Source organism: Occultella kanbiaonis (assembly GCF_009708215.1).
GTDB classification, from domain to species: domain Bacteria; phylum Actinomycetota; class Actinomycetes; order Actinomycetales; family Beutenbergiaceae; genus Occultella; species Occultella kanbiaonis.
Window position 1 is genome coordinate 3,101,448 of sequence record NZ_CP046175.1, and the last position, 20,656, is coordinate 3,122,103.

22 protein-coding genes are annotated in these 20,656 nt (G+C 70.8%); 10 read left to right on the top strand and 12 right to left on the bottom strand.

Translation table 11 applies throughout. The features are described 5' to 3' along the window. Positions 1 to 2: 2 nt before the first annotated feature. The 4 genes from GKS42_RS14290 to GKS42_RS14305 form a co-directional block, all read right to left on the bottom strand. On the bottom strand, positions 3 to 653 hold the full coding sequence (locus tag GKS42_RS14290; protein WP_154794429.1) for a response regulator: 651 nt from the start codon (positions 651 to 653) through the stop codon (positions 3 to 5). After that, positions 635 to 1,765: a sensor histidine kinase gene (locus tag GKS42_RS14295; RefSeq protein WP_154794430.1), complete on the bottom strand. Its 1,131-nt coding sequence runs from the start codon at positions 1,763 to 1,765 to the stop codon at positions 635 to 637. Before GKS42_RS14295 ends, GKS42_RS14290 begins: the two co-directional genes overlap by 19 nt. A gap of 92 nt (positions 1,766 to 1,857) precedes the next feature. After that, positions 1,858 to 2,964 (bottom strand): sensor histidine kinase, encoded by a 1,107-nt coding sequence (locus tag GKS42_RS14300; RefSeq protein ID WP_154796740.1) that lies wholly within the window; start codon positions 2,962 to 2,964, stop codon positions 1,858 to 1,860. Positions 2,965 to 2,988: 24 nt separating this feature from the next. Beyond that, positions 2,989 to 3,645: a hypothetical protein gene (locus GKS42_RS14305; RefSeq protein WP_154794431.1), complete on the bottom strand. Its 657-nt coding sequence runs from the start codon at positions 3,643 to 3,645 to the stop codon at positions 2,989 to 2,991. Between the two features lie 134 nt (positions 3,646 to 3,779). Here GKS42_RS14305 and GKS42_RS14310 point away from each other — a divergent pair, with 134 nt between their 5' ends. Both GKS42_RS14310 and GKS42_RS14315 read left to right on the top strand, forming a co-directional pair. Continuing rightward, a complete protein-coding gene (locus GKS42_RS14310) occupies positions 3,780 to 4,349 on the top strand; it encodes a hypothetical protein (protein ID WP_210769188.1) in 570 nt (189 codons plus the stop codon). Further along, positions 4,346 to 4,996 (top strand): response regulator transcription factor, encoded by a 651-nt coding sequence (locus GKS42_RS14315; protein ID WP_154794432.1) that lies wholly within the window; start codon positions 4,346 to 4,348, stop codon positions 4,994 to 4,996. The genes GKS42_RS14310 and GKS42_RS14315 overlap by 4 nt, the downstream gene beginning before the upstream one ends. 27 nt (positions 4,997 to 5,023) lie before the next feature. On the opposite strand, the gene GKS42_RS14320 is transcribed toward GKS42_RS14315, so the two are convergent. Genes GKS42_RS14320 through GKS42_RS14335 form a run of 4 tightly spaced genes read right to left on the bottom strand, consistent with a single transcriptional unit; the run spans position 5,024 to position 10,054 of the window. Next, the gene (locus GKS42_RS14320; protein WP_154794433.1) at positions 5,024 to 6,625 is read right to left on the bottom strand and encodes a dipeptide ABC transporter ATP-binding protein; all 1,602 of its coding nucleotides are present in this window, start codon (positions 6,623 to 6,625) and stop codon (positions 5,024 to 5,026) included. Beyond that, a complete protein-coding gene (locus GKS42_RS14325) occupies positions 6,622 to 7,551 on the bottom strand; it encodes an ABC transporter permease (protein WP_154794434.1) in 930 nt (309 codons plus the stop codon). The genes GKS42_RS14320 and GKS42_RS14325 overlap by 4 nt, the downstream gene beginning before the upstream one ends. Further along, positions 7,548 to 8,516, bottom strand: a complete 969-nt coding sequence (locus GKS42_RS14330) for an ABC transporter permease (RefSeq protein ID WP_154794435.1) — start codon at positions 8,514 to 8,516, stop codon at positions 7,548 to 7,550. Before GKS42_RS14330 ends, GKS42_RS14325 begins: the two co-directional genes overlap by 4 nt. Beyond that, positions 8,513 to 10,054, bottom strand: coding sequence for an ABC transporter substrate-binding protein (locus GKS42_RS14335; protein ID WP_154794436.1), 1,542 nt, complete (start codon positions 10,052 to 10,054; stop codon positions 8,513 to 8,515). Before GKS42_RS14335 ends, GKS42_RS14330 begins: the two co-directional genes overlap by 4 nt. 108 nt (positions 10,055 to 10,162) lie before the next feature. Here GKS42_RS14335 and GKS42_RS14340 point away from each other — a divergent pair, with 108 nt between their 5' ends. Next, entirely contained in the window at positions 10,163 to 10,792 is a 630-nt protein-coding gene (locus GKS42_RS14340) for a DUF1028 domain-containing protein (protein WP_154794437.1), read from the top strand. Between the two features lie 144 nt (positions 10,793 to 10,936). Here GKS42_RS14340 and GKS42_RS14345 read toward each other — a convergent pair whose 3' ends face one another. Together GKS42_RS14345 and GKS42_RS14350 are read right to left on the bottom strand one after the other, a co-directional pair. Then, positions 10,937 to 11,518: a helix-turn-helix domain-containing protein gene (locus tag GKS42_RS14345; protein WP_154794438.1), complete on the bottom strand. Its 582-nt coding sequence runs from the start codon at positions 11,516 to 11,518 to the stop codon at positions 10,937 to 10,939. 67 nt (positions 11,519 to 11,585) lie between these two features. Then, a complete protein-coding gene (locus GKS42_RS14350; RefSeq protein ID WP_154794439.1) occupies positions 11,586 to 12,269 on the bottom strand; it encodes a TetR/AcrR family transcriptional regulator in 684 nt (227 codons plus the stop codon). A 116-nt stretch (positions 12,270 to 12,385) separates the two neighbouring features. Here GKS42_RS14350 and GKS42_RS14355 point away from each other — a divergent pair, with 116 nt between their 5' ends. The 5 genes from GKS42_RS14355 to GKS42_RS14375 all read left to right on the top strand — a co-directional run bounded on the left by GKS42_RS14355 (position 12,386) and on the right by GKS42_RS14375 (position 17,051). Next, on the top strand, positions 12,386 to 13,063 hold the full coding sequence (locus GKS42_RS14355) for an SDR family NAD(P)-dependent oxidoreductase (protein WP_154794440.1): 678 nt from the start codon (positions 12,386 to 12,388) through the stop codon (positions 13,061 to 13,063). Positions 13,064 to 13,099: 36 nt separating this feature from the next. Continuing rightward, entirely contained in the window at positions 13,100 to 14,032 is a 933-nt protein-coding gene (locus tag GKS42_RS14360) for an NADP-dependent oxidoreductase (RefSeq protein WP_154794441.1), read from the top strand. Positions 14,033 to 14,188: 156 nt separating this feature from the next. Beyond that, positions 14,189 to 14,827 carry a DUF4203 domain-containing protein gene (locus GKS42_RS14365; protein WP_154794442.1) on the top strand — a complete coding sequence of 213 codons (639 nt, stop codon included), beginning with the start codon at positions 14,189 to 14,191 and terminating at the stop codon, positions 14,825 to 14,827. A 505-nt stretch (positions 14,828 to 15,332) separates the two neighbouring features. Next, complete coding sequence (locus GKS42_RS14370; protein ID WP_154794443.1) at positions 15,333 to 16,127, top strand: DinB family protein; 795 nt, start codon at positions 15,333 to 15,335, stop codon at positions 16,125 to 16,127. 45 nt (positions 16,128 to 16,172) lie between these two features. Then, a complete protein-coding gene (locus tag GKS42_RS14375; protein ID WP_154794444.1) occupies positions 16,173 to 17,051 on the top strand; it encodes an alpha/beta fold hydrolase in 879 nt (292 codons plus the stop codon). A 21-nt stretch (positions 17,052 to 17,072) separates the two neighbouring features. Here the strand turns inward: GKS42_RS14375 and GKS42_RS14380 are convergent, their stop codons facing one another. Together GKS42_RS14380 and GKS42_RS14385 are read right to left on the bottom strand one after the other, a co-directional pair. Next, positions 17,073 to 18,071 carry a methylenetetrahydrofolate reductase gene (locus tag GKS42_RS14380; protein ID WP_154794445.1) on the bottom strand — a complete coding sequence of 333 codons (999 nt, stop codon included), beginning with the start codon at positions 18,069 to 18,071 and terminating at the stop codon, positions 17,073 to 17,075. A gap of 186 nt (positions 18,072 to 18,257) precedes the next feature. Next, positions 18,258 to 18,926, bottom strand: coding sequence for an SDR family NAD(P)-dependent oxidoreductase (locus GKS42_RS14385; protein ID WP_154794446.1), 669 nt, complete (start codon positions 18,924 to 18,926; stop codon positions 18,258 to 18,260). A gap of 150 nt (positions 18,927 to 19,076) precedes the next feature. Between GKS42_RS14385 and GKS42_RS14390 the strand changes: the two genes are divergently transcribed. Together GKS42_RS14390 and GKS42_RS26545 are read left to right on the top strand one after the other, a co-directional pair. Continuing rightward, positions 19,077 to 19,889 (top strand): maleylpyruvate isomerase N-terminal domain-containing protein, encoded by an 813-nt coding sequence (locus tag GKS42_RS14390; RefSeq protein ID WP_154794447.1) that lies wholly within the window; start codon positions 19,077 to 19,079, stop codon positions 19,887 to 19,889. Between the two features lie 112 nt (positions 19,890 to 20,001). Beyond that, positions 20,002 to 20,616: a hypothetical protein gene (locus GKS42_RS26545; RefSeq protein ID WP_232847679.1), complete on the top strand. Its 615-nt coding sequence runs from the start codon at positions 20,002 to 20,004 to the stop codon at positions 20,614 to 20,616. Positions 20,617 to 20,656: the final 40 nt, after the last annotated feature.

Sequence of the window (20,656 nt, forward strand, 5' to 3'; positions counted from 1 at the left end):
AATCAGAAGATCCCGTTCTGGTAGGCCCAGACGACGACGTGCAGCCGGTCCCGTACGCCGACCTTCCTGGTCAGGCTGCCGACGTGGCTCTTCACCGTGGACTCCGCGACGAACAGCTCGCGGGCGATCTCGGCGTTCGAGAAGCCTCGGGCCAGTAACGCCAGGACGTCCCGCTCGCGGTCGGTCAGGGCCGCGGCGACCCCGACGGCGCCCGGCGCGACCCGTGCGATCCGGTCGATGAGCGCCCTCGTCGCGCGCGGCGACACCATCGAGCGGCCGGCATGGACCTCGCGAACGGCCGCGGCGACGTCCACCGAGGGGGTGTCCTTGGTGAGGAATCCGGACGCTCCAGCCGCCACCGAGCGGAACAGGTACTCGTCGAGGTCGAACGTCGTCAGGATCAGGACCCGGCTCCGGGGTCGGTGCCGGCGGATCTCGGCACACGCGGCGATCCCGTCCAGCTGGCCCATCCGGATGTCCATCAGGACGACGTCGACGTCCGTCTCGAGTGCGGTCCGCACGGCAGCCTCACCGGATCCGACGGAACCCACGACCTCCTGGTCATCCTGCACGCCGATGACGGCTTCGAGCGCGCGTCGCATCAGCTCCTGATCATCGGCGATCAGCACCCGGATCACGCGATCGGCAGCCATGCTCGCACCTCCGTCCCGGAGCGGTCCGCGACGATCTCAAGGCGTCCTCCGACGGTCCGCGCCCGCTCGCGCATGCCGGCGATGCCGAGGCCTCCCGATGCCGCCGCGTCCGGCCGGATGCCGGGGCCGGTGTCGCGGATCCGGAGCCGGACCTCCCGCTCGTCCACCTCCACCCGGACCTGGCAGCGCACCGGAACCGTGCCGTGCTTGGCCGCGTTGGTCAGCGACTCCTGGACGATGCGGTAGGCGGCGCGGGCCGTCTCGGTGGTCACGCGTTCGGCGTCACCGGCGACGGCGAACTCGACCTCGAGCTGCGGTGTCCGGACCGCCGGGACCAGCCGGTCCAGGTCATGCAGCGAGGTCACCGGTGCGGCCTCGGGCGGTTGACCATCCCGGAGCAGCCGCACCGCCGATCGCATCTCCGTCATCGCGTCCCGCCCCGTGCGGACCGCGTTCTCCAACAGCTCACGGGCCCGAGCCGGGTCCCGCTCGCCCACCAGGAGCGCCGCATCCGCCTGCGCCACCATGACGGCCACCGAGTGTGCGACCACGTCGTGGACCTCCTGCGCCATCAACGTCCGTTCGCGGTTCACGGCGTCGATCAGGCGCTGCTCCTGCGCCTGCCGGTTCTCCCACTCGCGTACGCCGAGCGCCACGGTGCCCAGCACCACTGTTGCCGCGACCGGGACGAACACCCAGAACGCGCCCCAGCTCAACGGGTCGGGCACGGCCGCCGCGGCACGCACCAGGATCAGGCCGAGGCCGATCATCGTGACCGTGAGCGGCAGACGCCACCAGCCGGTCTCGGCGACTACGGCATGCAGCACCGGGAAGTGGCACAGGCTGATCGGCAGGAGGATCATCGGCACACCGTCCGGAAGGCCGGGCAGTGCGAGCAGCACCAGCAGGATCCCGCAGCAGATCAGGAAGCTCGCACGCGGGAACGCGCGCCGCACGAACAGCAGTGCCGCCAGGCCGGCGATGCACGCGCCGCCCACGGCTACGACCCACGGCGCCGCCGACGCGAGCAGACTGATCGACGTGGGAACGGTGAAGGCGACCACCAGTCCGGCAATGATCCAGTCGCCTGGTTTCAGCCTTCGAAGCCGCATGGACGCCCATCCTGCTCGTAGTGGATCTCGGTGACGGACCGTACCTCCGCCGAGGCTCGCGGCAGCAACCGCGTCATCCGATGGTCCCCCGATCAGCCGGGAAGTACAGCGGCCACCCGGAACTCGCCGCCACCCGTGCTCACCGTGATCTCACCTCCCACGTCGTCGACCCGCCGACGCATGCCGGTGATCCCGAAGCCCTCGGTCACCTCGGCCGAGGGCTCCATCGGATTGGCGACCTCGACCTCGACCGCATCGGCGGTGTATCGCACCGCAACGCTCGCATGCCGCCGCGCCGCGTGCTTGGCCACGTTCGTCAGCGACTCCTGCAACACCCGGTAGGCGGCGACGTCGACCGCCGGATCGAGCGCCCGCGGCGTCCCGGTGACCGCCAGATCGACGGCGATACCCGACTCGCGCATCCGGGCGCACAGATCGCCGACGCGAGCCAGGCCGGGCGTCGGGGCACGGGCCTCCCGTGCGGCAGCGGACTCGCTCGGTGCGATCGAGGCAAGGGTCGCACGCAGTTCGGCGAGCGCCTCCGCGCTGGTGCGACTGATCGCATCCAGGGCGATGTCCGCCTGCTCGGGCTTGCGGTCCCGAACATGACGGGCGATGTCGGCCTGCATCTGGATCGCCGCCAACCCGTGTCCCACGACGTCGTGCACCTCCGATGCCAGCCGCAACCGCTCGTCGTCCAGGGCACGGCGCTCGGACTCGGCACGCTGACGCTCCGCGGCCTCGACGACCAGACGGCGGGCGAGCCCGATGCTGAACGGCACCACGATCCAGGCCGAGCCCGGCAGGAACGTCATCAGCCCTTCGACCGCGGTGCCGTTGGTGAACACGTGCGCCAGCAGCAGCGCAAGGGCGGCGGCTGCGGCCACCACGGCGACCCGGAGCGGTGTCCGGCGGGCGACCGTGTAGGCCGCGACCGCGGGGCAGAGCAGGATCCCCCCGTAGGGGTAGCCGAGCATCAGGTACACGGACGTCGCGACCGTGCAGATGCTGAAGGAGACCACCGGCCACCGGCGAAGCGCCGCCGATGCCGCGGCCACCACGGCGAGCACGACAGCCGCCGCGTCGACCGGGCGGGACTGGGTCCCCCAGACGACCAGGAACGGCAGAGTCCCCACGGCCACGAGCAGCAGGACCCCCGTCAGGATGAGGGTTCCGGCGAGTTCGCGGCCCGTGTGCATCGTCACCCCACCATGCTGCCGCAGTCAGGCTGCCGTCACGAGGGAACCCCGCCGGGCGATGCTGACGCCGGTAACCACGAGGGCGACCATGCAGCTGAGACGGCCGAGCGGCAGGAACAGGGAGGCGTAGTAGATCACGATGGACAACAGCGAGAGCACGGCAAGGCTGCCGGCGATCCACGCGACCACGCGCACCGACCGGTTCAGGCCGCCCGACGCGACGACCGCGAGCACGAACACGCCGAGCGCGACGACGTGGGTGAACCCGCCCGTGTAGAACGACACGTTGCGGATTCCCGAGACGAGGTCGGTATCCGCCGTGGTCGCGACGAGAGCGAGCACGATGGACAGCGCGGCACTGGTCAGGATCGCGGCCACGGCGATCCAGCCCGCGATCCGTCCGAGCCCGGGCAGCCACCCGCGACGTTCGTGAACCGGGGCCTGCCTGGTCAGGGGTCCGGCGACGACCACCGCGAGGCCGAGCCCGGAGAGCCCCTGGAGCAGCCCGGTGAGCAACGACGGAACCGTGTTCGCCGCGAGATAGTCATGGACCTGGGTCGGCGGGGATCCCGGCAGCGGCAGCTCGCCGACGCTGAACGCTCCGGCGATCGGCGATACCGCCAGGTAGCACAGCAGGAAGGCCAGGGCGCCGATCAGCGGCGACAGTGTGCGTGTTCTCATGCGCCTCAGCCTCACCCTGGCGCGGCCCGGCGTCACCGTGCCGGGGGCGTAGGTCGGGATACGTCCGAGGACGTATGCGTCGCCGGACCCTTGTGCCGATACTGGGGTGTCGACCGCGGACGAGAGGAGCCGAGATGACCGCGACCGCCCCGGTACGGAACGCGTCGCCCGAGAGCCGGCCCACGCCGTCGGGCCGTCGTGTCCTGCCGCGACTCGCCGCGCGCCCCCGAAGGATCACGCTGGTCGTGCATCTCGCCTCGGCGGGCGCCTGGCTCGGCATGGACGTCGTCCTCGGCGTCCTCGTGTTGTCCGCGCTCAACGCCCCGTCCGCTCCCGCCGCGGCCTTCGCGGTCGCGATCGGCGCGTTCGTCGGCTGGCCGCTCGTTGCGGCCGCACTGCTCACCCTGCTCAGCGGCGTAGTGCTCGGTCTCGGCTCGAAGTACGGACTGGTGCGCTATCGGTGGGTGCTGGTCAAGCTCATCATCACGCTTGTCCTGATCGGGCTCGTGGTGGGGGTGCTGGTGCCGTCGGTGGCCGAGCTCACGGCGACCGCGAGCGCCGCACTCGGATCCTCCGGTGCCTTCGAGCTCGATCGGCAGCTGATGTTCCCGCCGGTGGTGTCGACGGTCGCGCTGGTGGTCGCGATGACCCTCTCGGTCGTCAAGCCCTGGGGCCGGCGCCGACGGACGGCGGGCCCGCAGTGATTCGCGTGCTGCTGGTCGATGACCAGGACCTCGTCCGGATCGGTCTGCGGACGCTGCTGGAGAACGAGGACGGGTTCGACGTCGCCGGTGAGGCAGCGGACGGGCTCGCCGCGGTCGACGAGGCGATCCGGGTGCGACCCGACGTCGTCCTGATGGACATCCGGATGCCCGGGGTCGACGGCCTCGAGTCGACCCGGCGGATCGTCGCCCAGGAGACCCTCGCCGGGACGCGGGTCATCGTGCTCACGACCTTCGAACGCGACGAATACGTCTTCGAGGCCCTCCATGTGGGCGCCTCCGGGTTCCTCCTCAAGGACACCCCGCCCGCGCAGCTCCTGGACGCGATCCGCACCGTCGTGGACGGCGGCGCGCTGCTGGCGCCGAGCGTGACCCGGACCCTCATCGCCGAGTTCATCTCCGCGGGACGGCGTCCCCTCACTCCGCATCCTCAGCTCGACCAGCTGACGGCGCGCGAGGTCGAGATCGTCACCCTCGTCGCGGAGGGGCTCAACAACCACGAGATCGCCGATCGCCTGTTCCTGAGCCCGGCGACGGCGCGCACGCACGTGAGCCGGGCGATGATCAAGCTCGGCGCCCGTGACCGTGCCCAGCTCGTCGTGTTCGCGTTCCAGTCGGGACTCGCCTGACGTCTGCATCCGGCGCAGGCGGCGCGGTCACCGCTCCAGCGCCGCCCGCGGCCGCTCCGGCGGGATCGCCGCGAGCAGCCGCTGCGTGTACTCCTCGCTCGGGTCGTCGAACAGCTCGGCGGCGGGCCGGTACTCGACGGCGACACCATCGTGCATGACCAGCACGTCGTGGCTCATGTCCTGCACGATCGCCAGGTCATGGGCGATGAACAGGTAGGTCAGGGCCAGCTCCTGCTGGAGATCGCGCAGCAACTGCAGCACCTGGGCCTGGATCGAGGCGTCCAGGGAGGCGGTGGCTTCGTCGAGGATGAGCAGGTCCGGCTCGAGTGCGAGGGCGCGCGCGATCGAGACGCGCTGGCGCTGGCCGCCGGAGAGCTCGTGCGGGAACCGCGACGCGAACGCTGCGGGCAGGCGTACCAGGTCGAACAGCTCGGTCACCCGCTCGCGATGCCGGCCGGGCCGGAGCCGGTGCACCCGGAGCGGCTCGGCGACGGCGTCGCCGGCGCGGATACGTGGGTCGAGCGAGGAGAACGGGTCCTGGAAGACCATGGCGAGGCGCCGCCGTCGGTCCCTCGGCACCTTGCCGAGCAGCGGCTGCCCGTCCAGCCAGGCGTTCCCGTTCGCCCGCACCAGCCCGGTCAGGGCGTTCGCGATCGTGGACTTCCCGGAGCCGGACTCCCCCACCAGCCCGAGGGTGGTGCCGCGCCGGACCTGGAACGAGACGTCCTGCACGGCGTGCACGTAGGTCCGGCCGGTGGGCGTGGAGACGGGGAACCGGACGTCCAGGTTCGCCACGTCCAGCAGCACAGCACCCGAGTCATCCACCGGCGGCGGCGGCGAGCCGCCGAGCCGCGGCCGGGCGGCGAGCAGCACCTGCGTGTACGGGTGCGCCGGAGCGTCGACGAGGTCCACGATCGGCCGGTGCTCGACCACCTGCCCCTCCTGCAGCACGAGACACGAGTCGGCGACCTGCCCGATCACGCCCAGATCGTGACTGATCCAGACCACGGCGGTGCCGCGCTGCTCCTGCAACTCCTGCACGAGCGCGATGATCTGCGCCTGCGTGGTGACGTCCAGTGCGGTGGTCGGCTCGTCGGCGATGAGCAGGCCGGGGTCGCACGCGAGCGCGATCGCGATCATGACCCGTTGGCGCTGCCCGCCGGAGAGCTGGTGCGGATAGGCGTCGAGCCGGTCCTGCGGGTTCGGGAGCCCGACGGCGGTGAGCAGCTCCAGCGCGCGGGTGCGGGCCGCGCGGCGGGTCAGGTTGCGGTGCGCCTCGAGTGACTCGGTGATCTGCCGCTCGAGGGTGAGCAGCGGGTTCAGTGAGGTGGACGGGTCCTGGAACACGAAGCCGATCGCGTCCCCGTGAACGCGGCGCAGGGCCTTCGGCGTCTGCCCGATCAGTTGCTGATCGCCGAGCCGCTCATCGTGCAGGAACGACGAACCCCTCACGCGCGCCCCGGGCGCGTCCAGCAGCCCGGTGGCGGCGAGCACGGTCATGGACTTGCCAGAGCCGGACTCCCCCACGATGCCGAGGGTCTGCTCCTGCTCCAGGGCGAAGGAGACCCCGCGCACGATGTCCGAACGACCGATGGACACGTGCAGGTCGGCGACCTCGAGGATCTTCATCGGTGCCGGGACTCCATCCGGGTGCGCTGCTTGGGGTCGAGGACGTCGCGCAGGCCGTCGCCGAGCAGGTTGAAGGCGAGCACGGTGACGAAGATCGCCAGCCCCGGGAACACACTCATCCACCACGCCTGGGTGACGAACCCCTGGGCGGCGAACAGCATCCCGCCCCAGGACGGCTGCGGCGGCTGGATGCCCAGGCCGAGGAAGGACAGCGCCGCCTCGGACAGGATCGCGAACGCCAGGGACAGCGACGTCTGGACGATCAACGGTCCGGCGATGTTCGGCAGCACGTGCCGGCGCATGATCCGCCACCACGGCGTGCCCATGGTCTGGGCCACCTGGACGAACGGCTCGGTGCGCACCGAGAGCGTGCTGGCCCGGGCCACCCGGGCGAAGATCGGGGTGTACACGATCCCGATGGCGAGCATCGTGGTCGCGATTCCGGGTTGCAGGATGGCCACGATCGCGAGTGCGAGCAGCAGCACCGGGAACGCGAACATCACGTCCACGACGCGCATCGACACGGTGTCGAGCCACCCGCCGACGTAGCCGGAGATGATCCCGACCGGCACCCCGACGCAGAACGCGAACGTCACCGAGACGACGGCGACCTGCAGCGAGGTGCCCGCGGCCAGCATCACCCGGGACAGGATGTCGCGGCCGAGGTCGTCGGTGCCGAACGGGTGCGCCCAGCTCGGCGACTGCAGCGCGCCGGCGACGTCCACCTCGTTCACCCCGTACGGCGCGAGCCAGGGCGCGAACAGCGCGACGAACACGACGACGACCAGCACCACCGCGGCCGCCACGGTGACCGGGTTGGCGGCGAGCAGTCGCCACGAGGCGACCCGGCGCTCGGGCGCGGAGCTGCCGACGGACGGCAGAACGCCCGGCCCGCGCTCCGCCGTCGGGCGTTGGTCGCTGGTCATGAGAGCCGGATCCGCGGATCGACGATCGCGTAGAGCACGTCCACGACCAGGTTCACGAGCAGGAACAGGACCGCGATCAGCAGCACGGCGCCCTGGATGAGGGCGTAGTCGCGCGCGGCGACGGCGTCGTAGACGAGCCGGCCGAGCCCGGGCCAGGCGAACACGACCTCCACCACGATCACGCCGGACAGGATCGTGGCGAGCTGGATCCCGACGATGGTCAGCACCGGCACGAGCGCGTTGCGCACGATGTGGCGCCCGGTGACCACGCTGGGCGCGAGCCCCTTCGAGCGCGCGGTCCGCACGAAGCCGGCGTGCGCCACCTCGAGCACGGCGGCGCGGATGTAGCGGGTCAGGATCGCCGCGGCGACCAGCCCCACGGTCAGGGCGGGCAGGATCACCCGGCGCGCCCACCCGGCCGGGTCCTCGGCAAGCGCCTCGTACCCGCTGGAGGGGAGCCAGCCGAGCACCCCGGCGAACAGCGTGATCAGCAGCAGCCCCATCCAGAAGTCCGGGATGGACACCCCGAACTGCGAGGTGACCCGGACGATCCCGTCGGCCAGGCGACCCTCCCGCAGGCCGGCCCAGATCCCGGCGGGCACGGAGATCAACAACGCGATCAGCACCCCCACCAGGGCCAGCGAGATCGTCGCCGGCAGCCGCTCGAGCAACAGCAGCGTGACCGGCTGCCCGCTGCGGAAGCTGACCCCGAGGTCCCCGGTGAGAGCCCCGGCGACGTAGGAGAAGAACTGTTCGGACAACGGCCGGTCGAGGCCGCTGGCGGCCCGGAGCGCGTCGTAGGCCTCCTGGTTGAACCGGGTGCCCAGCGCGAGCCGGATCGGGTCACCGGGTACCAGCTGCACGATCGCGAACGTCACCACGAGCACCCCGAACAGGACCACCGCCGAGTACAGCAGCCGCCTGCCCAGGAAGACCACGAGCGCCCGGGGCGAGCCCGACCTCACGAAGCCGCGAGCTCCACGGAACGGAACCGGATGGCTCGGTCCGGCAGCACCTCGTAGCCGGTCAGGTCCGGGCTCCACGCCTGGATCACCGACGGGTTGTAGAGGTAGATGTAGCTGGCCTCGTCGGCGATGATCGTGGCGGCCTGCGCGTACAGGTCGTACCGGGCGCCCTGGTCGGTCTCCACCCGGCCGGCGTCGAGCAGCTCGTCGACCTCGGCGTTGGCGAATCCCTGCGCGTTCGAGGCGCCGGCGGAGTGGTGCTGGGCGTAGTAGAAGTCGTCCGGGTCGATGTTGCCGAGCCAGCCCATCATCAGCATGTCGAAGTTGCCGGTGTTCTGTTCATCGAGCCAGGTGGAGAAGTCCGGCTGCCGGATCGAGACCTCGATGCCGAGCGGCTCCAGGTTGGCGGCGATGATCTGCGCGGCCGTGACGGTCTCCGGGTAGTCGGTGGTGACGAGCAGGTCGAGGGTGCCGCCGGTGAAGCCGACCTCGTCGAGGAGGTCCTGGGCCCGGTCGAGGTCCGTGGAGTACGTGTCGTACTCGGTGTACCAGATGCTCTGCTCGGGGATCGCGAGCTGGTTCGCGGTGGCGGTGCCGTAGCTGACGGCCTGGATGATGGCGTCCCGGTCGATCGCGTAGGCGATCGCCTGCCGGGCCCGCGGGTCGTTCCACGGCTCGTTCGCCTCGTTCAGGGCCAGGTACCAGTAGTCGCTCGACGGTGCGACGCCGAGTTCGACCGCGTCGTCACCCTCGAGCTCGGCGACCTGCTGCGGCGGCACCACGTCGGTCCAGGCGATCTCGCCCGAGCGCAACGCGGCCAGGGCCGTGGACGGCTCCGAGATGAACTGGAACTCGACACCGCCGATGGACGGCGCACCGCCCCAGTAGTCGGGGTTCGCGGTGAGGCTGATGTGGTCGCCGGAGACGTACTCGGTCAGCGAGAACGGGCCGGTGCCGATCGGTGCGGTGGTGATCTCCCCGGACTCCACGTTCTCCTGGCTCACGATGGCCATCCCCTTGAAGCCGCCGAGGTTGGAGAGCAGGTTCGGGGTGGGCTGGGCGAGCGTGATCTCGACCGTGTACTCGTCCGGCGCCTGGATGTCGCTGATGGCCGCGAACTTCCACGCGTTGGAGAGTTCCTCGTCGATGATGCGGTTGTAGCTGTAGAGCACGTCCTCGCTGGTGAACTCGGACCCGTCGTGGAACGTCACGCCCTCGCGCAGCTGGAAGGTCCAGGTGAGTTGGTCGTCGCTGGTCTCCCACGTCTCGGCGAGGGCCGGCTGCATCTCGAGGTTCGCGTCGGTCTCCACGAGGGTGTCGTAGACGTTCTCGAGGACCTGGAAGGAGAAGTAGGAGGAGGTCTTGTTCGGGTCGAGCTGATCGGGTTCGCCGCCGATCGCGACGTTCAGGATCTCCCCGGCGGACTGGCCGGCGCCGGTGCCGGAGTCGTCGTCCAGGTCGACGGGTTCGCCGGCCGAGCATGCGGCCAACAACGCGAGGCTTGCGAGGCCTGCGATCAGGGATGCGGCGCGGCGCATGAGGGCTCCTTCGATCACTCTAATGATGATTTGATCAGTATGTGCGAGACTTCGGCTTGAGGCAAGACGACCGCACGACCGTCACCAAAACGAAACACACGGGTAACCATGACCTACACGGTGATCGCGCTCGACCGCGACCACACCGCCATCGGCATCGCCACCGCGAGCCGGTCCCTCGCCGTCGGCGCGACGGTTCCGGCGCTCGATCCCACGGTCGGTGCCGCCGCCAGCCAGGCATGGACGAACCCGCGCCTGCGCACCCTGCTGCTGGACGCCGTACGGACCGGACGCTCCCCCGAACAGGCGATCACCGCCGTCGGCGACTGGGACGACGAGCCGGAGTTGCGGCAGGCCGCCGTGCTCGCGCTGGACGGGCGCGGGGCCGCGCACACGGGGCGGGCCACCTCCGCCTGGCGCGGGCACCTGCTGCACGACGGCGTCATCGTCGTGGGCAATGTGCTCACCGGGGCCGAGGTGCTCGAGGCGATGCTCGCCTCCTTCGGGCAGCGCCGGCCCGACGGCGTCCACTCGCTCGCGCAGGCGCTGTTGCGTTCGCTCGTGGCCGGGCAGGAGGCGGGCGGCGACGCTCGGGGCCGGCAGAGCGCGGCGCTGCTCGCCGCCGAGGTCGCGGCGGACGCGTTGGCCTACGACCTGCGCGTCGACGACGACCCGGATCCGCTGGCGCGGCTCGCGGACCTGGTCCGGCAGCGCGCGGGCAGCAACCCCGCCCGCTGAGATCGCACCCGGTGCGGCGAGATCGCACCTGCGCACCGTGACTTAGTACCTCCGCGCGTGCGAGGTCGACAGTTCTGGTGCTAGGTCACGGGCGCTTCCGCGGAAGCGGGACCGGGGTGGTCGGCCTCGCGGAACGCGCTGAAGTCACCGCTCGGACGCGGTGACTGCCCCGATCACCACCGTCGGCGCATCGGCCACGTTCGCCCACCAGTGCGGCGTCTCGCATCCGTAGGTCGCGGAATCTCCGGGTTCGAGGGTCTCGCGCCGGTCCCCGTGCGCGAGCAGCAGCCGCCCGCTCTCCACGGTGATGGACTCGGTGGCCAGGTGCCGGAACGGCTGAGCCTCGTTCGAGAATCCCACCGGGAGGGTCGAGCGGATCACCTGCAGACGGCTCTCGCCCCGCGGGGTGAGCAGTTCGCGGACCACCCGCTGCGGCTCGGCGCCGTCGGGCACGGGAAGCCGGTGCCGCTCGGCCGCACGCACCACGCCGACATCCTCCAGGGCCGGTTCCAGCAGGTCCGCGACGCCCACGCCGAGCACCGCCGCGAGCCGGCGCAAGGTGTGCAGCGACGGGTTCCCGCGCCCTCGCTCAAGCGTGCTGACCAGGCCGAGGCTCACGTCCGCACGGTCGGCGAACTGCTGCACGGACAGCCCGAGCCTCTTGCGCCCGGCCCGCACGGTCTGGCCGATCGCGTTGACGGCGAGCTCGTCGTCGCTGAGAGTCATGGGTCGTATCCTGCCGTGCCGCTGGCGACGATGACGACCGATAGGGCTCTTCGGCTCCCGCCGCCGGTCAGGCGTGGGTCGCCGGGTGACTGTGCTGGCCGTGCACCATCGCGTTGAACAGGTCCCGGCCCTTCGGCGCCGGCGGCAGTGGCTCTCCGGTGGTGACGGCGAACGCCTGGAGCATGTAGGCGACGAGCCGTCGCCACGCATCTGGGGCATCGTCGCCGGTGGCGTTGATGACGCCCGCGTTCGCCATCAACAGGATGACGAGGTCCCGGTCGGAGAAGTCCGTGCGTAGCCGCCCGGCGGCCTTGGCCCGGGCAACCACCTTGGCGAAGCCCCGGTACGCCCGGGAGCGCTCGGCCTCCAGCGCCTCGGCGGTCGGGAACGTCATGGTCAGGACGTCCGTGAAGCCGTGGTCCGCGGCCTGCATCCCGCAGACCCGCTCGACGTAGGTGCAGAACCCGTGCCACGGGTCGGGGTCGGCCAGCGCCTGCTCGACGGCGTCGGCGTACGTGGCCATCTTGCCTGCGAACGTGGCGGCGATGAGGTCCTCGCGGGTCGGGAACCGGCGGTACAGAGTGGCGATCCCCACCTCGGCGCGCCGCGCGACCTCGGCCATGGGCGCGTCCAGGCCGTCTTCGGCGAAGACCTCGCGAGCGGCATCGAGGATCTTCTCCCGGTTGCGCGCGGCATCGGTGCGCAGGATCTGGTCGCACGGCCCCGTGGGCGACTCCGAAGGTGAGCTCATGTCCTCACCGTACCTCCACCGGAATACCCCCTCCACTTCGTCTGTTACCGTCTGAGCCAGACAAGTGGAGGACCCTCTCCGAATAAGTCTCGACCCCATCCCTAGGAGTTCGAATCGTGCCCACTATCGCCATCGTTGGAGCCGGAACCGGCCTCGGCGCCTCCATCGCCAGCGTCTTCGGAGGCAACGGCTTCCAGGTCGCCCTCCTCGCCCGCTCCCAGGAGAAGGTGGACGCCCTCGCCGCGGAGCTGGGCACCAAGGGCATCGAGGCCGCCGGATTCGCCGCCGACGTCATGGACCGTCGATCGCTGGTCGCGGCTTTCGCACGGGTCAAGGAGCGCTTCGGTGCGGTGGACGTCCTGGAGTACTCGCCGGCCGTCAGTACGCCGGGCACTGTCCTGGACATGGTGTCTCCGCTCCAAGTGACGCCGGACAACCTGCAGCCGCAGCTGGACTTCTACCTCCACGGCGCCGTCACCGCTGCCGCCCAGGTGCTGCCGGAGATGCTCGAAGCCGGCGCCGGCACGCTGCTGTTCACCACCGGCGCCGGCTCCGTCAGCCCGATCCCAATGATGGGCAACGTCAACGCCGCAGCCGCGGCACTGCGCAACTGGACACTGAACCTTCACCAGGAACTGGCCGAGAAGGGCGTCTACGCCGCGCACGTGGCGATCGGCGTGTGGATGGGCTCGGGCAATGCCTACGACGAGCCGGCCACGATCGCGCAGACCTACTGGGACCTCTACACCGCCCGTGACCAGGCCGAGCGGCAGTACCTGCCCCTCAGCAACTGATCAACCCCGACACAACCAAACCCAAGGAGACAGACCATGCGCGCACTAGCACTTCCCGAGTCCGGTTCCCAGCCGCAGCTCGTCGACATCGACATCCCGGCGCCGGCCGCGGGCGAGGTCCGGGTCCGCGTCCACGCGGCATCGGTCAACGGGTTCGACCTCGCGGTCGCCAACGGCCACCTCGAGGGCATGATGGAGCACCGGTTCCCGGTGGTCCTTGGCAAGGACTTCGCCGGCGTCATCGACTCGGTCGGACCGGGCGTGACCGGCCACGCCGCGGGCGAGCGCGTGTTCGGCGTGGTCACCAAGACCTTCCTCGGCGACGGCTCGTTCGGCGAGTATGTGACAGTTCCCGTCGCCGTGGGTCTGGCGAAACTGCCCGACGGCGTCGCCTTCGCCGAGGCCGCCGGGCTCGGTCTCGCGGGCGTCGCCGCCCTGGACTCGGTCCGAGCCGCCGAGATCGCCGAGGGCTCCACCGTCCTGGTGTCCGGCGCGACCGGCGGCGTGGGCGGCCAGGTCGTCCAGCTCGCCGTGGCCGCGGGGGCCCGGGTCATCGCCACCGCACACACCGACGAGGAGAAGGCCCACGTCGGTGCGCTTGGTGCAACCGAGACCGTCGACTACACCCGGGACCCGGCGGGCGCCGTACTCGCCGGCCACCCCGACGGCGTCGACGTCGTGTTCCACTTCGCCGGTGATGCCGCAACGCTGCTGCCCGCGCTGCGCAACGGTGGCCGGGTGGTCTCTCCCCTGCTCGGCTCCCCCGACCAGCTGCCCACCGAGACCGCCACCGTGATCCCGATCTACGCCAACCCGGCCCCCGAGACGCTGGCCCGGCTCGCGCAGAACCAGGCCGACGGCGCGACGACGGTCATCGTGCAACGCAAATACCCGCTCGCGGACGTCCCCACGGCCTTCGCGGACTTCGCGGCCGGAACGCTCGGGAAGCTCGTCGTCACCATCGACTGATCCACCCGGTTCCCGCTCGACGCCTCGGCCGGGTCCTGCCCGTGCCGATTCGGCCGCGTCACTCACCGCCCGTTCCCAGGCCGGCGCGGCACAATCGGAGGTGCGGACCCGTCCCCGGAGACGGTGCCGCACCCTTCGGACAAGGACGGAGACCACATGACCGACGTCGTCGTGGGCGTGCTCGCTCTGGTGATCGGCCTGCTGCTGTGCTTCCGCGGAAGCGGAGCGATGCGGGTTCTGCTCGCCCTGTGGGGCGCCTTCATCGGATTCGGACTCGGCGCGGTGCTCGTGGCCGCGCTCGCCGATCAGGGATACCTGGCCACCGCCGCCGGCTGGATCGCCGCAATCGTCCTGGCCGTGGTGTTCGCGGCGCTCGCCTACTTCTTCTTCGCCGTCGCCATAGTGCTCGCGTTCGCCTCCATGGGCTTCGTGGTCGGCCAGGCGATCGCCTCGGCCCTCGGCGTCTCGCAGCCGTGGCTCCTCGTCATCGTCGGGCTGGTCGGCGGCATCGTGCTGGGACTTCTCGCGATCGCGACGAACCTTCCCGAGCTGGTGCTGATCGTGGTCAGTGCCCTCGCCGGGGCAGGCGTAGCCGTGGCCGGCCTGTTGCTCCTGTTCGACGCCCTCGACCTCGACACGCTGACCGACACCGAGCTCCGCATCGGCGACCAGCCGCTGTGGTACCTCGGGCAGCTCGTGCTCGCCGTGATCGGCATCGTCGTCCAGCTCCGCTACGCCCGCCGACGCCGGCTGGGATCGGTGCGTCAGTCCTGGGCCGCGACCGGAGCGGCTTGAGGACCGTGTACGCGGGACCCGGGCTGCCATCCGGCGGCTCTACGACGTCAACCTGACCCCGGTCAACTCGATCCGTCGCTCCAAGTAGACCGACTCCTCGGAGGCAAGTTCCGGTGCTCGAGGCAAGGCAGTACCTGCCCGACGCCGGAGCGTGCCTTTCGCGCTCCTCTCACCTCTGCTGTCCAACGGCAACGGCGGCTATGGCTCGTCGGTGAGCCAGCGCTCGAGTTCCTCACGTTCCTCCGCTGCCATTGATGGGGCCAGCTGGCTTGATCCACAGGACTGTGCCGCGGCCGCAGATGCTGGATCCCTCATACATTCGAAGGACCTCGCCCATCGCGACTTCATGCCACCTGGGGAGGGACGCCGGGAAGGCCGGCACGCAGATTGCGCGGACGCTGTGGCCCGGCAGGAGGCAGGTCGAGACCGTTCGCCAGAGTGCTGAGCGGCTCCACGACCGCAGCCTAAGGTCACCCGGTTCGGCGGACCATGGGACGCTGCCTCGATGACTGTTGAGAACGCCCAGAGTGACCAGCTCCGTGGTGCCCGCATCCACCTGTCGGACCTGACCGGCCTCGAGATCCGCGACTGCGAGGTCAGCGGTCTGAAGATCGTCGACTGCTATGGGCGCGACGTCTACCTCGGCGGCGACTTCCAGCGTGTCGTCGTGAACGACGTCGACGTGACCTCCTACGTCGAGGCCGAGCTCGACCGGCTGCACCCCACACGGGTAATGGCGCGGGACGCCGCGTCCCCCGACGACTACCGGGCTGCTTGGCAGGCCATCGAGACCCAGTGGGAGGCGACGCTCGACCGTGCCAGGCAATTGCCCGAGGCTATGCTGCACGAGCAGGTCAACGGCGAGTGGTCCTTCGTCGAGACCCAGCGGCACCTGTTGTTCGCCGGCGATGCCTGGCTGGGCAATGCCGTGCTCGAGGAGGAGGCGCCGTTCCATCCGTTGGGCTTCCCCGCCGGCGGCACACCGGCCGACGCGGCGGCGGACCTGGGACTGACGATCGAAGCCACCCCGACTCTTGACGACGTGCTCGCGCAGCGGCTCGAGCGCATGGCCACGATGCGCAAGGTCGTCGAAGGGCTCACCGCGACCGAGCTCGATCGAGTCTGCGGTCGCAAACCGGCCGACACCTATCCCGACCAGGCACTTGTCGCTGGCCGGTGCCTCAGGGTGGTGCTGAAGGAGGAGGCCGAGCACCACCGCTATGCGGTACGCGACCTCGCGGTGCTCGAGGCCGTCTTCGTCACCCTACCCACCGCGCAACGGTCAAAGTCCATAGGCTGACGACGCGACCACGACCGAACACGACATCCCTCCCTGGAGAAGACGATGCCCCGCGCGACCCTGACCGCAGGCACGATCGACTACGAGGACACCGGCGGCGACGGCCCCACCCTGGTGCTGCTGCACGGCGTGAACATGGACGCGAGCCTGTGGCACGGCGTGGTGGAGCACCTCGCCCCACGGCACCGGTGCATCAGCCCGACCCTGCCGCTGGGCAGCCATCGCCGCCCGATGGACCGTCCCGACCTCGTCACCCACCGGGGCGTCTCGGCGATGGTCGGTGAACTGCTCGAGGAGCTCGACCTCCACGACGTGACCCTGGTCCTCAACGACTGGGGCGGTGCCCAGTTCCTCCTCGCGGGCGATGACTCGTCGCGGATCGGGTCCGCGGTGCTGGTGGCGTGCGAGGCGTTCGACAACTTCCCACCGGGGCAGCCCGGCAAGGCGATCGCGACCTCCGCGCGGGTACCAGCCCTGCTCTGGCTGGCCATGCAACTGCAGCGGTTCACCTGGTTCCGGCGCGCCCCGGGCGGGTGGGGGTGGATGAGCAAGCGACCCGTGGACAAGGCACTGATGGACGTGTGGTTCGAGCCCTCGCGCAGCGACCCGCTCGTGCGCCGGGACCTGCGGACGTTCGCGCTGTCCACACCTCCCCCGAAGGACCTGCGGGAGCTGACCGAAGGACTTCGCCACTTCGACCGCCCGGCCCTGGTCGTGTGGGCGACCGAAGACCGGATGATGCCCCGCGAGCACGGACCAGCGCTCGCCGACCTGTTCCCGCGGGGCCGCCTGATCGAAGTGGCCGACTCCTACACCCTCGTGCCACAGGACCAGCCGGCGCGGCTGGCCGCGATCCTCGACGACTTCGTCACCGAGGTGGGCACGCCCGAGCGTGGCGACGCGGCGCGGGAGGAGCCACGGTAAGGCCGTCACCGCGTCCTCCCGTCATGAACCCCCGCCGAGCTCACGGGCGATGATGCCCAGCGCCCGGGCGAACTCGGCGTCCTGGCCCGGCGACGCACCGCCGGCGGCGATGACGCCGCCCACGTCCGCCAGCGCGAGCAGGGACTGCCCGAACTCGATCGCGGCGCGGACGCCCTCGGCGAACGGGTCGACGGCGTCCAGCACCCTCTGCACGTAACCGTCGGGGAGCACGGCGTCGCCGAACGAGGCGAGCACCGCGGCGCCGTCGTGGTCGATGACCACCGGGATACCGGGCAGCACCGGGAGCGTGCAGCCCACATCACGCAGCTCGCCGATGAACGCGGCGTGCCTGCCCGCGTCCCCGGCGTACTGCAGGAACAGCAGTTCGGCGCCGGCCTGCTGCTTGTGCAGCGCCCGCAGCGCCCGGCCCTGCACCGGCGCCGAGACCGGCGCCTCGGGCACCGCGGTGAACAGGCCGGCCCGGCTCGCCAGGTGGGCCGCGCTGATGCCGTCCAGGTCGAAGACTCCCTTCGCGTCCGGCCGGTGCCCGGCCGTGACCGGGTCACCGGTGACGCACAGCACGCCCGCCGCGCCGGAGTCCGCGATGGCCAGCAGTTCGCCCTCGATGGCGACCCGGTTCCGGTCCCGGCAGTTGATCCCGAGCCAGCCACGCAGGCCGTGCTGCTGCATCAGGGCGGCCCGGTAGGACGGTGGGAACTGCACCCGGGCCCGCGCGGAGTCCCCGGTGAGCACGGCGTCGGCCACGCCGGCGAGGTGATCGGCGGCCACCGCGAACGCGCCGGAGTCGAGCGGCGGCACCGGGAGCCCGGTGAGCACGAGCGGGCGGCGGGCCAGGATGGCGCGCACCTCCTGGGCCGCGGCGCTCGGCGGCGCCGCAGGCGCGCCGATCGCGGTGTTGCCCAAGCCGGCCCCCACCGGACCGGGCCACGGGGACGAGGCCCGGTCGACGCCGTCGTTCACGTCCGCACGCCCGGCGCCCACCGAGACGCCCGCGGTCATGGCGCCTCCTGAGGTTCCAGACGCATCACAGGCGAACACACCTCTCGACCTGGGTCAGGCGGGGCATGCGGTCGTGTGCTGGACATCGTCGTGGCTCCCGGGCAGGAGGAGTGTCAATGGAACTGACATCGACGGTAGGCCGGGCAGGTTTCGTGGAGGTGTCGCCAAGACCTCCCGTGGCGCCTCTCAGGCGACGGCGGAGTCACCGACGGTGGTCCGGAACGAGCCGCGATCCGTGTGGATCCGCCACAGTCTGTCGGCAAGCGCCTCGGGTGCGAAGAGCGGGTCGCCCCCGCCGATCGCGCCCGGGATGATCAGCTGCCCGACGTGGATGCCCTCGGGAGACAGCGCCTCGTGCAGCATCGTCCCGTAGGCGGACTCGGCCGCGAACGCGGTGGAGGTGCCCGCGACGCGTCCGTTCGGGGTCGCCGCGCTGGATCCGTTGACGAGCAGGATCGTGCCCCGGCCCAGGTCCGTCATGCCGGGCAGCACCTGGCTGACCGCAGCCGCAGGCGCGAGGATCGAGAACTCGGTGGCGGCAGCGAGATCCTCGACGGTCGTCTCCAGCACCGGCCGCAGGAACTCCCGGCTGGGAATCGGGCTGTACTGCAACACCTCGATGGTCCCCAGGTCCGCCGACGCTGACTCCAGTGCGTCGACCAGCGTGTCTCGGTCCCGGACGTCGGCGGCGAAGCCGCCCGCCTCGATCCCTTCCACGGCCAGGGCGCGGGCCATCTCGTCGAGCTTGTCCTGGTTGCGGGAGATGAGCGCGACGGCGAAACCCTCGCGCCCGAACCGGTGTGCGGCGGCGAAGCCCAGGCCGGGTCCGGCGCCGATGATCGCGATCGATGTCATGGTCTTCCTCGTCCCGTCCGCGCGATCACCGGGTGCTGGGTGCGTCCCGTGCGCGCGGACACGTCCTCGACCCTATGCGTGTCCGGAAACCTGGCGGGCCCGGCTCGAACGTCGCCCCAAGAACCTGGACGGAGCATCTAGCCTCGAAGGATGAGCAACCTCAGCGCGGAACGCTCCCGGCACGCACTGACCGAGCACACCCGACGGCTGACTGAGGCGGCCGGCGCGGCCGATCCGACCGCACCGGTACCGACCTGCCCGGGCTGGACCGTGGCGGATCTGGTCGCGCACGTCGGCCAGACGCAGCACTGGGTGGCGGACATCGTCGAGCAACGCATCGCCGACCCGGCCCTGCTGCCCACCGAGATGGCCGAGGTGCCCGCCGACGTCTCGGCATGGCCGGCCTGGCTGATCGACGGCGGCGCCCGGGTGGTCGCGGCCTTCGACGACGCGGCGCTGGTGGAGCCGGTCTTCAACGCCGCGGGTGACGACCGCACCGGCGGGGTGTTCTGGTTGCAGAGCCAGCTCAACGAGGCGGTCATCCACGGCTACGACGCCGCCGCGGCTGCGCTCGGCGACGTCGTGGTCGACTTCGACATCGACGTCGACGTGGCTGCCGAGCTCGTCACCAACCATCTGGCGATGCTCACCTCGCCGACCTGGGCGGCCCTGCGACCGGAGTCAGCCACTGCAGTGAGCGGCGCCGGGGAGTCGTTGCACTGGCACGCCGACGATCTCGACTCCTCCGGCGAATGGCTGATCGAGCGTGGCGCCGACGGTGCGACCTGGCAGCCCGGGCACGGCACCGCGGATGCGACCGTGCGAGGACCAGCGGGCGTGCTCCTGCTGATCCTGACCCGTCGCCTTCCGCTCACAGCCGTGAGCCCCGGCGTGGTGCGCCTCGTCGGCGACGCCGAGCTCGTCGGTCATTGGGTCGCCAACACTGCCCACATCGCGGACTGACGGGGTCAGCGGCAGCGCGGGGGTTCGCATCGGACGACGGCTCTTGGGGACCTGTCCGGTGGCTCGGTTGAACTCAAGACCGCACGGCTTCTGCTCGGATAGGTTCTCGACCATGTCGGGATCCTCAGACGAGCAGACGTACAGCTACGCCCGACTTTCGACACTCACCTTCGGCGACGGGCAGACGGATCTGAAGCTCTCCACCAGCGGGGGCCGCACCACAACCGGGCCCACCGCGCACCCGATCTTCTTCGACGGCTTCCTCGGCCACCCCGAGCAGGCTGCCGCCTCGTTGCTCGCGGTCGCCAGAGTCGCCCGCACCCGCTTCTACGTGCCGCCTGGCATGGTCGCCGCAATCCTGCGAGCGGCCGACCCCGTCGTCACCAGCAACGGGGACAGGCTCCGGTTCGAGAGTTTCTCCGCCTGTTGCGGTGTGTACGCCCGATATGACGCGCTACCGGGAAGCCTCGAGGGCACCGTGCTCGACGCCGGCACCACCAATGTCGACTTCAACGCGCCGCTGCGCGACGCCCTCGCTCGCATCAGCGGCCTCGAGCCACTCCATCTCCAAGTTGGCGAGGACGTCGTGGTCCGCACCCTCGACGTTGAGGTGACCGAGAAGAAGGTCCCGCTGCCCGAGCGCTGGCTCAAGGGCTTCGCCGAAGTGCAACTCTCCTCCGCTTCGGTGACGCCCGTATTCGAGGTCGCTGCCTCTGAAGCCAGGTGATTCATCCGGAGCCTGCCGCGCTCCGGCAGCCGCAAGCCCG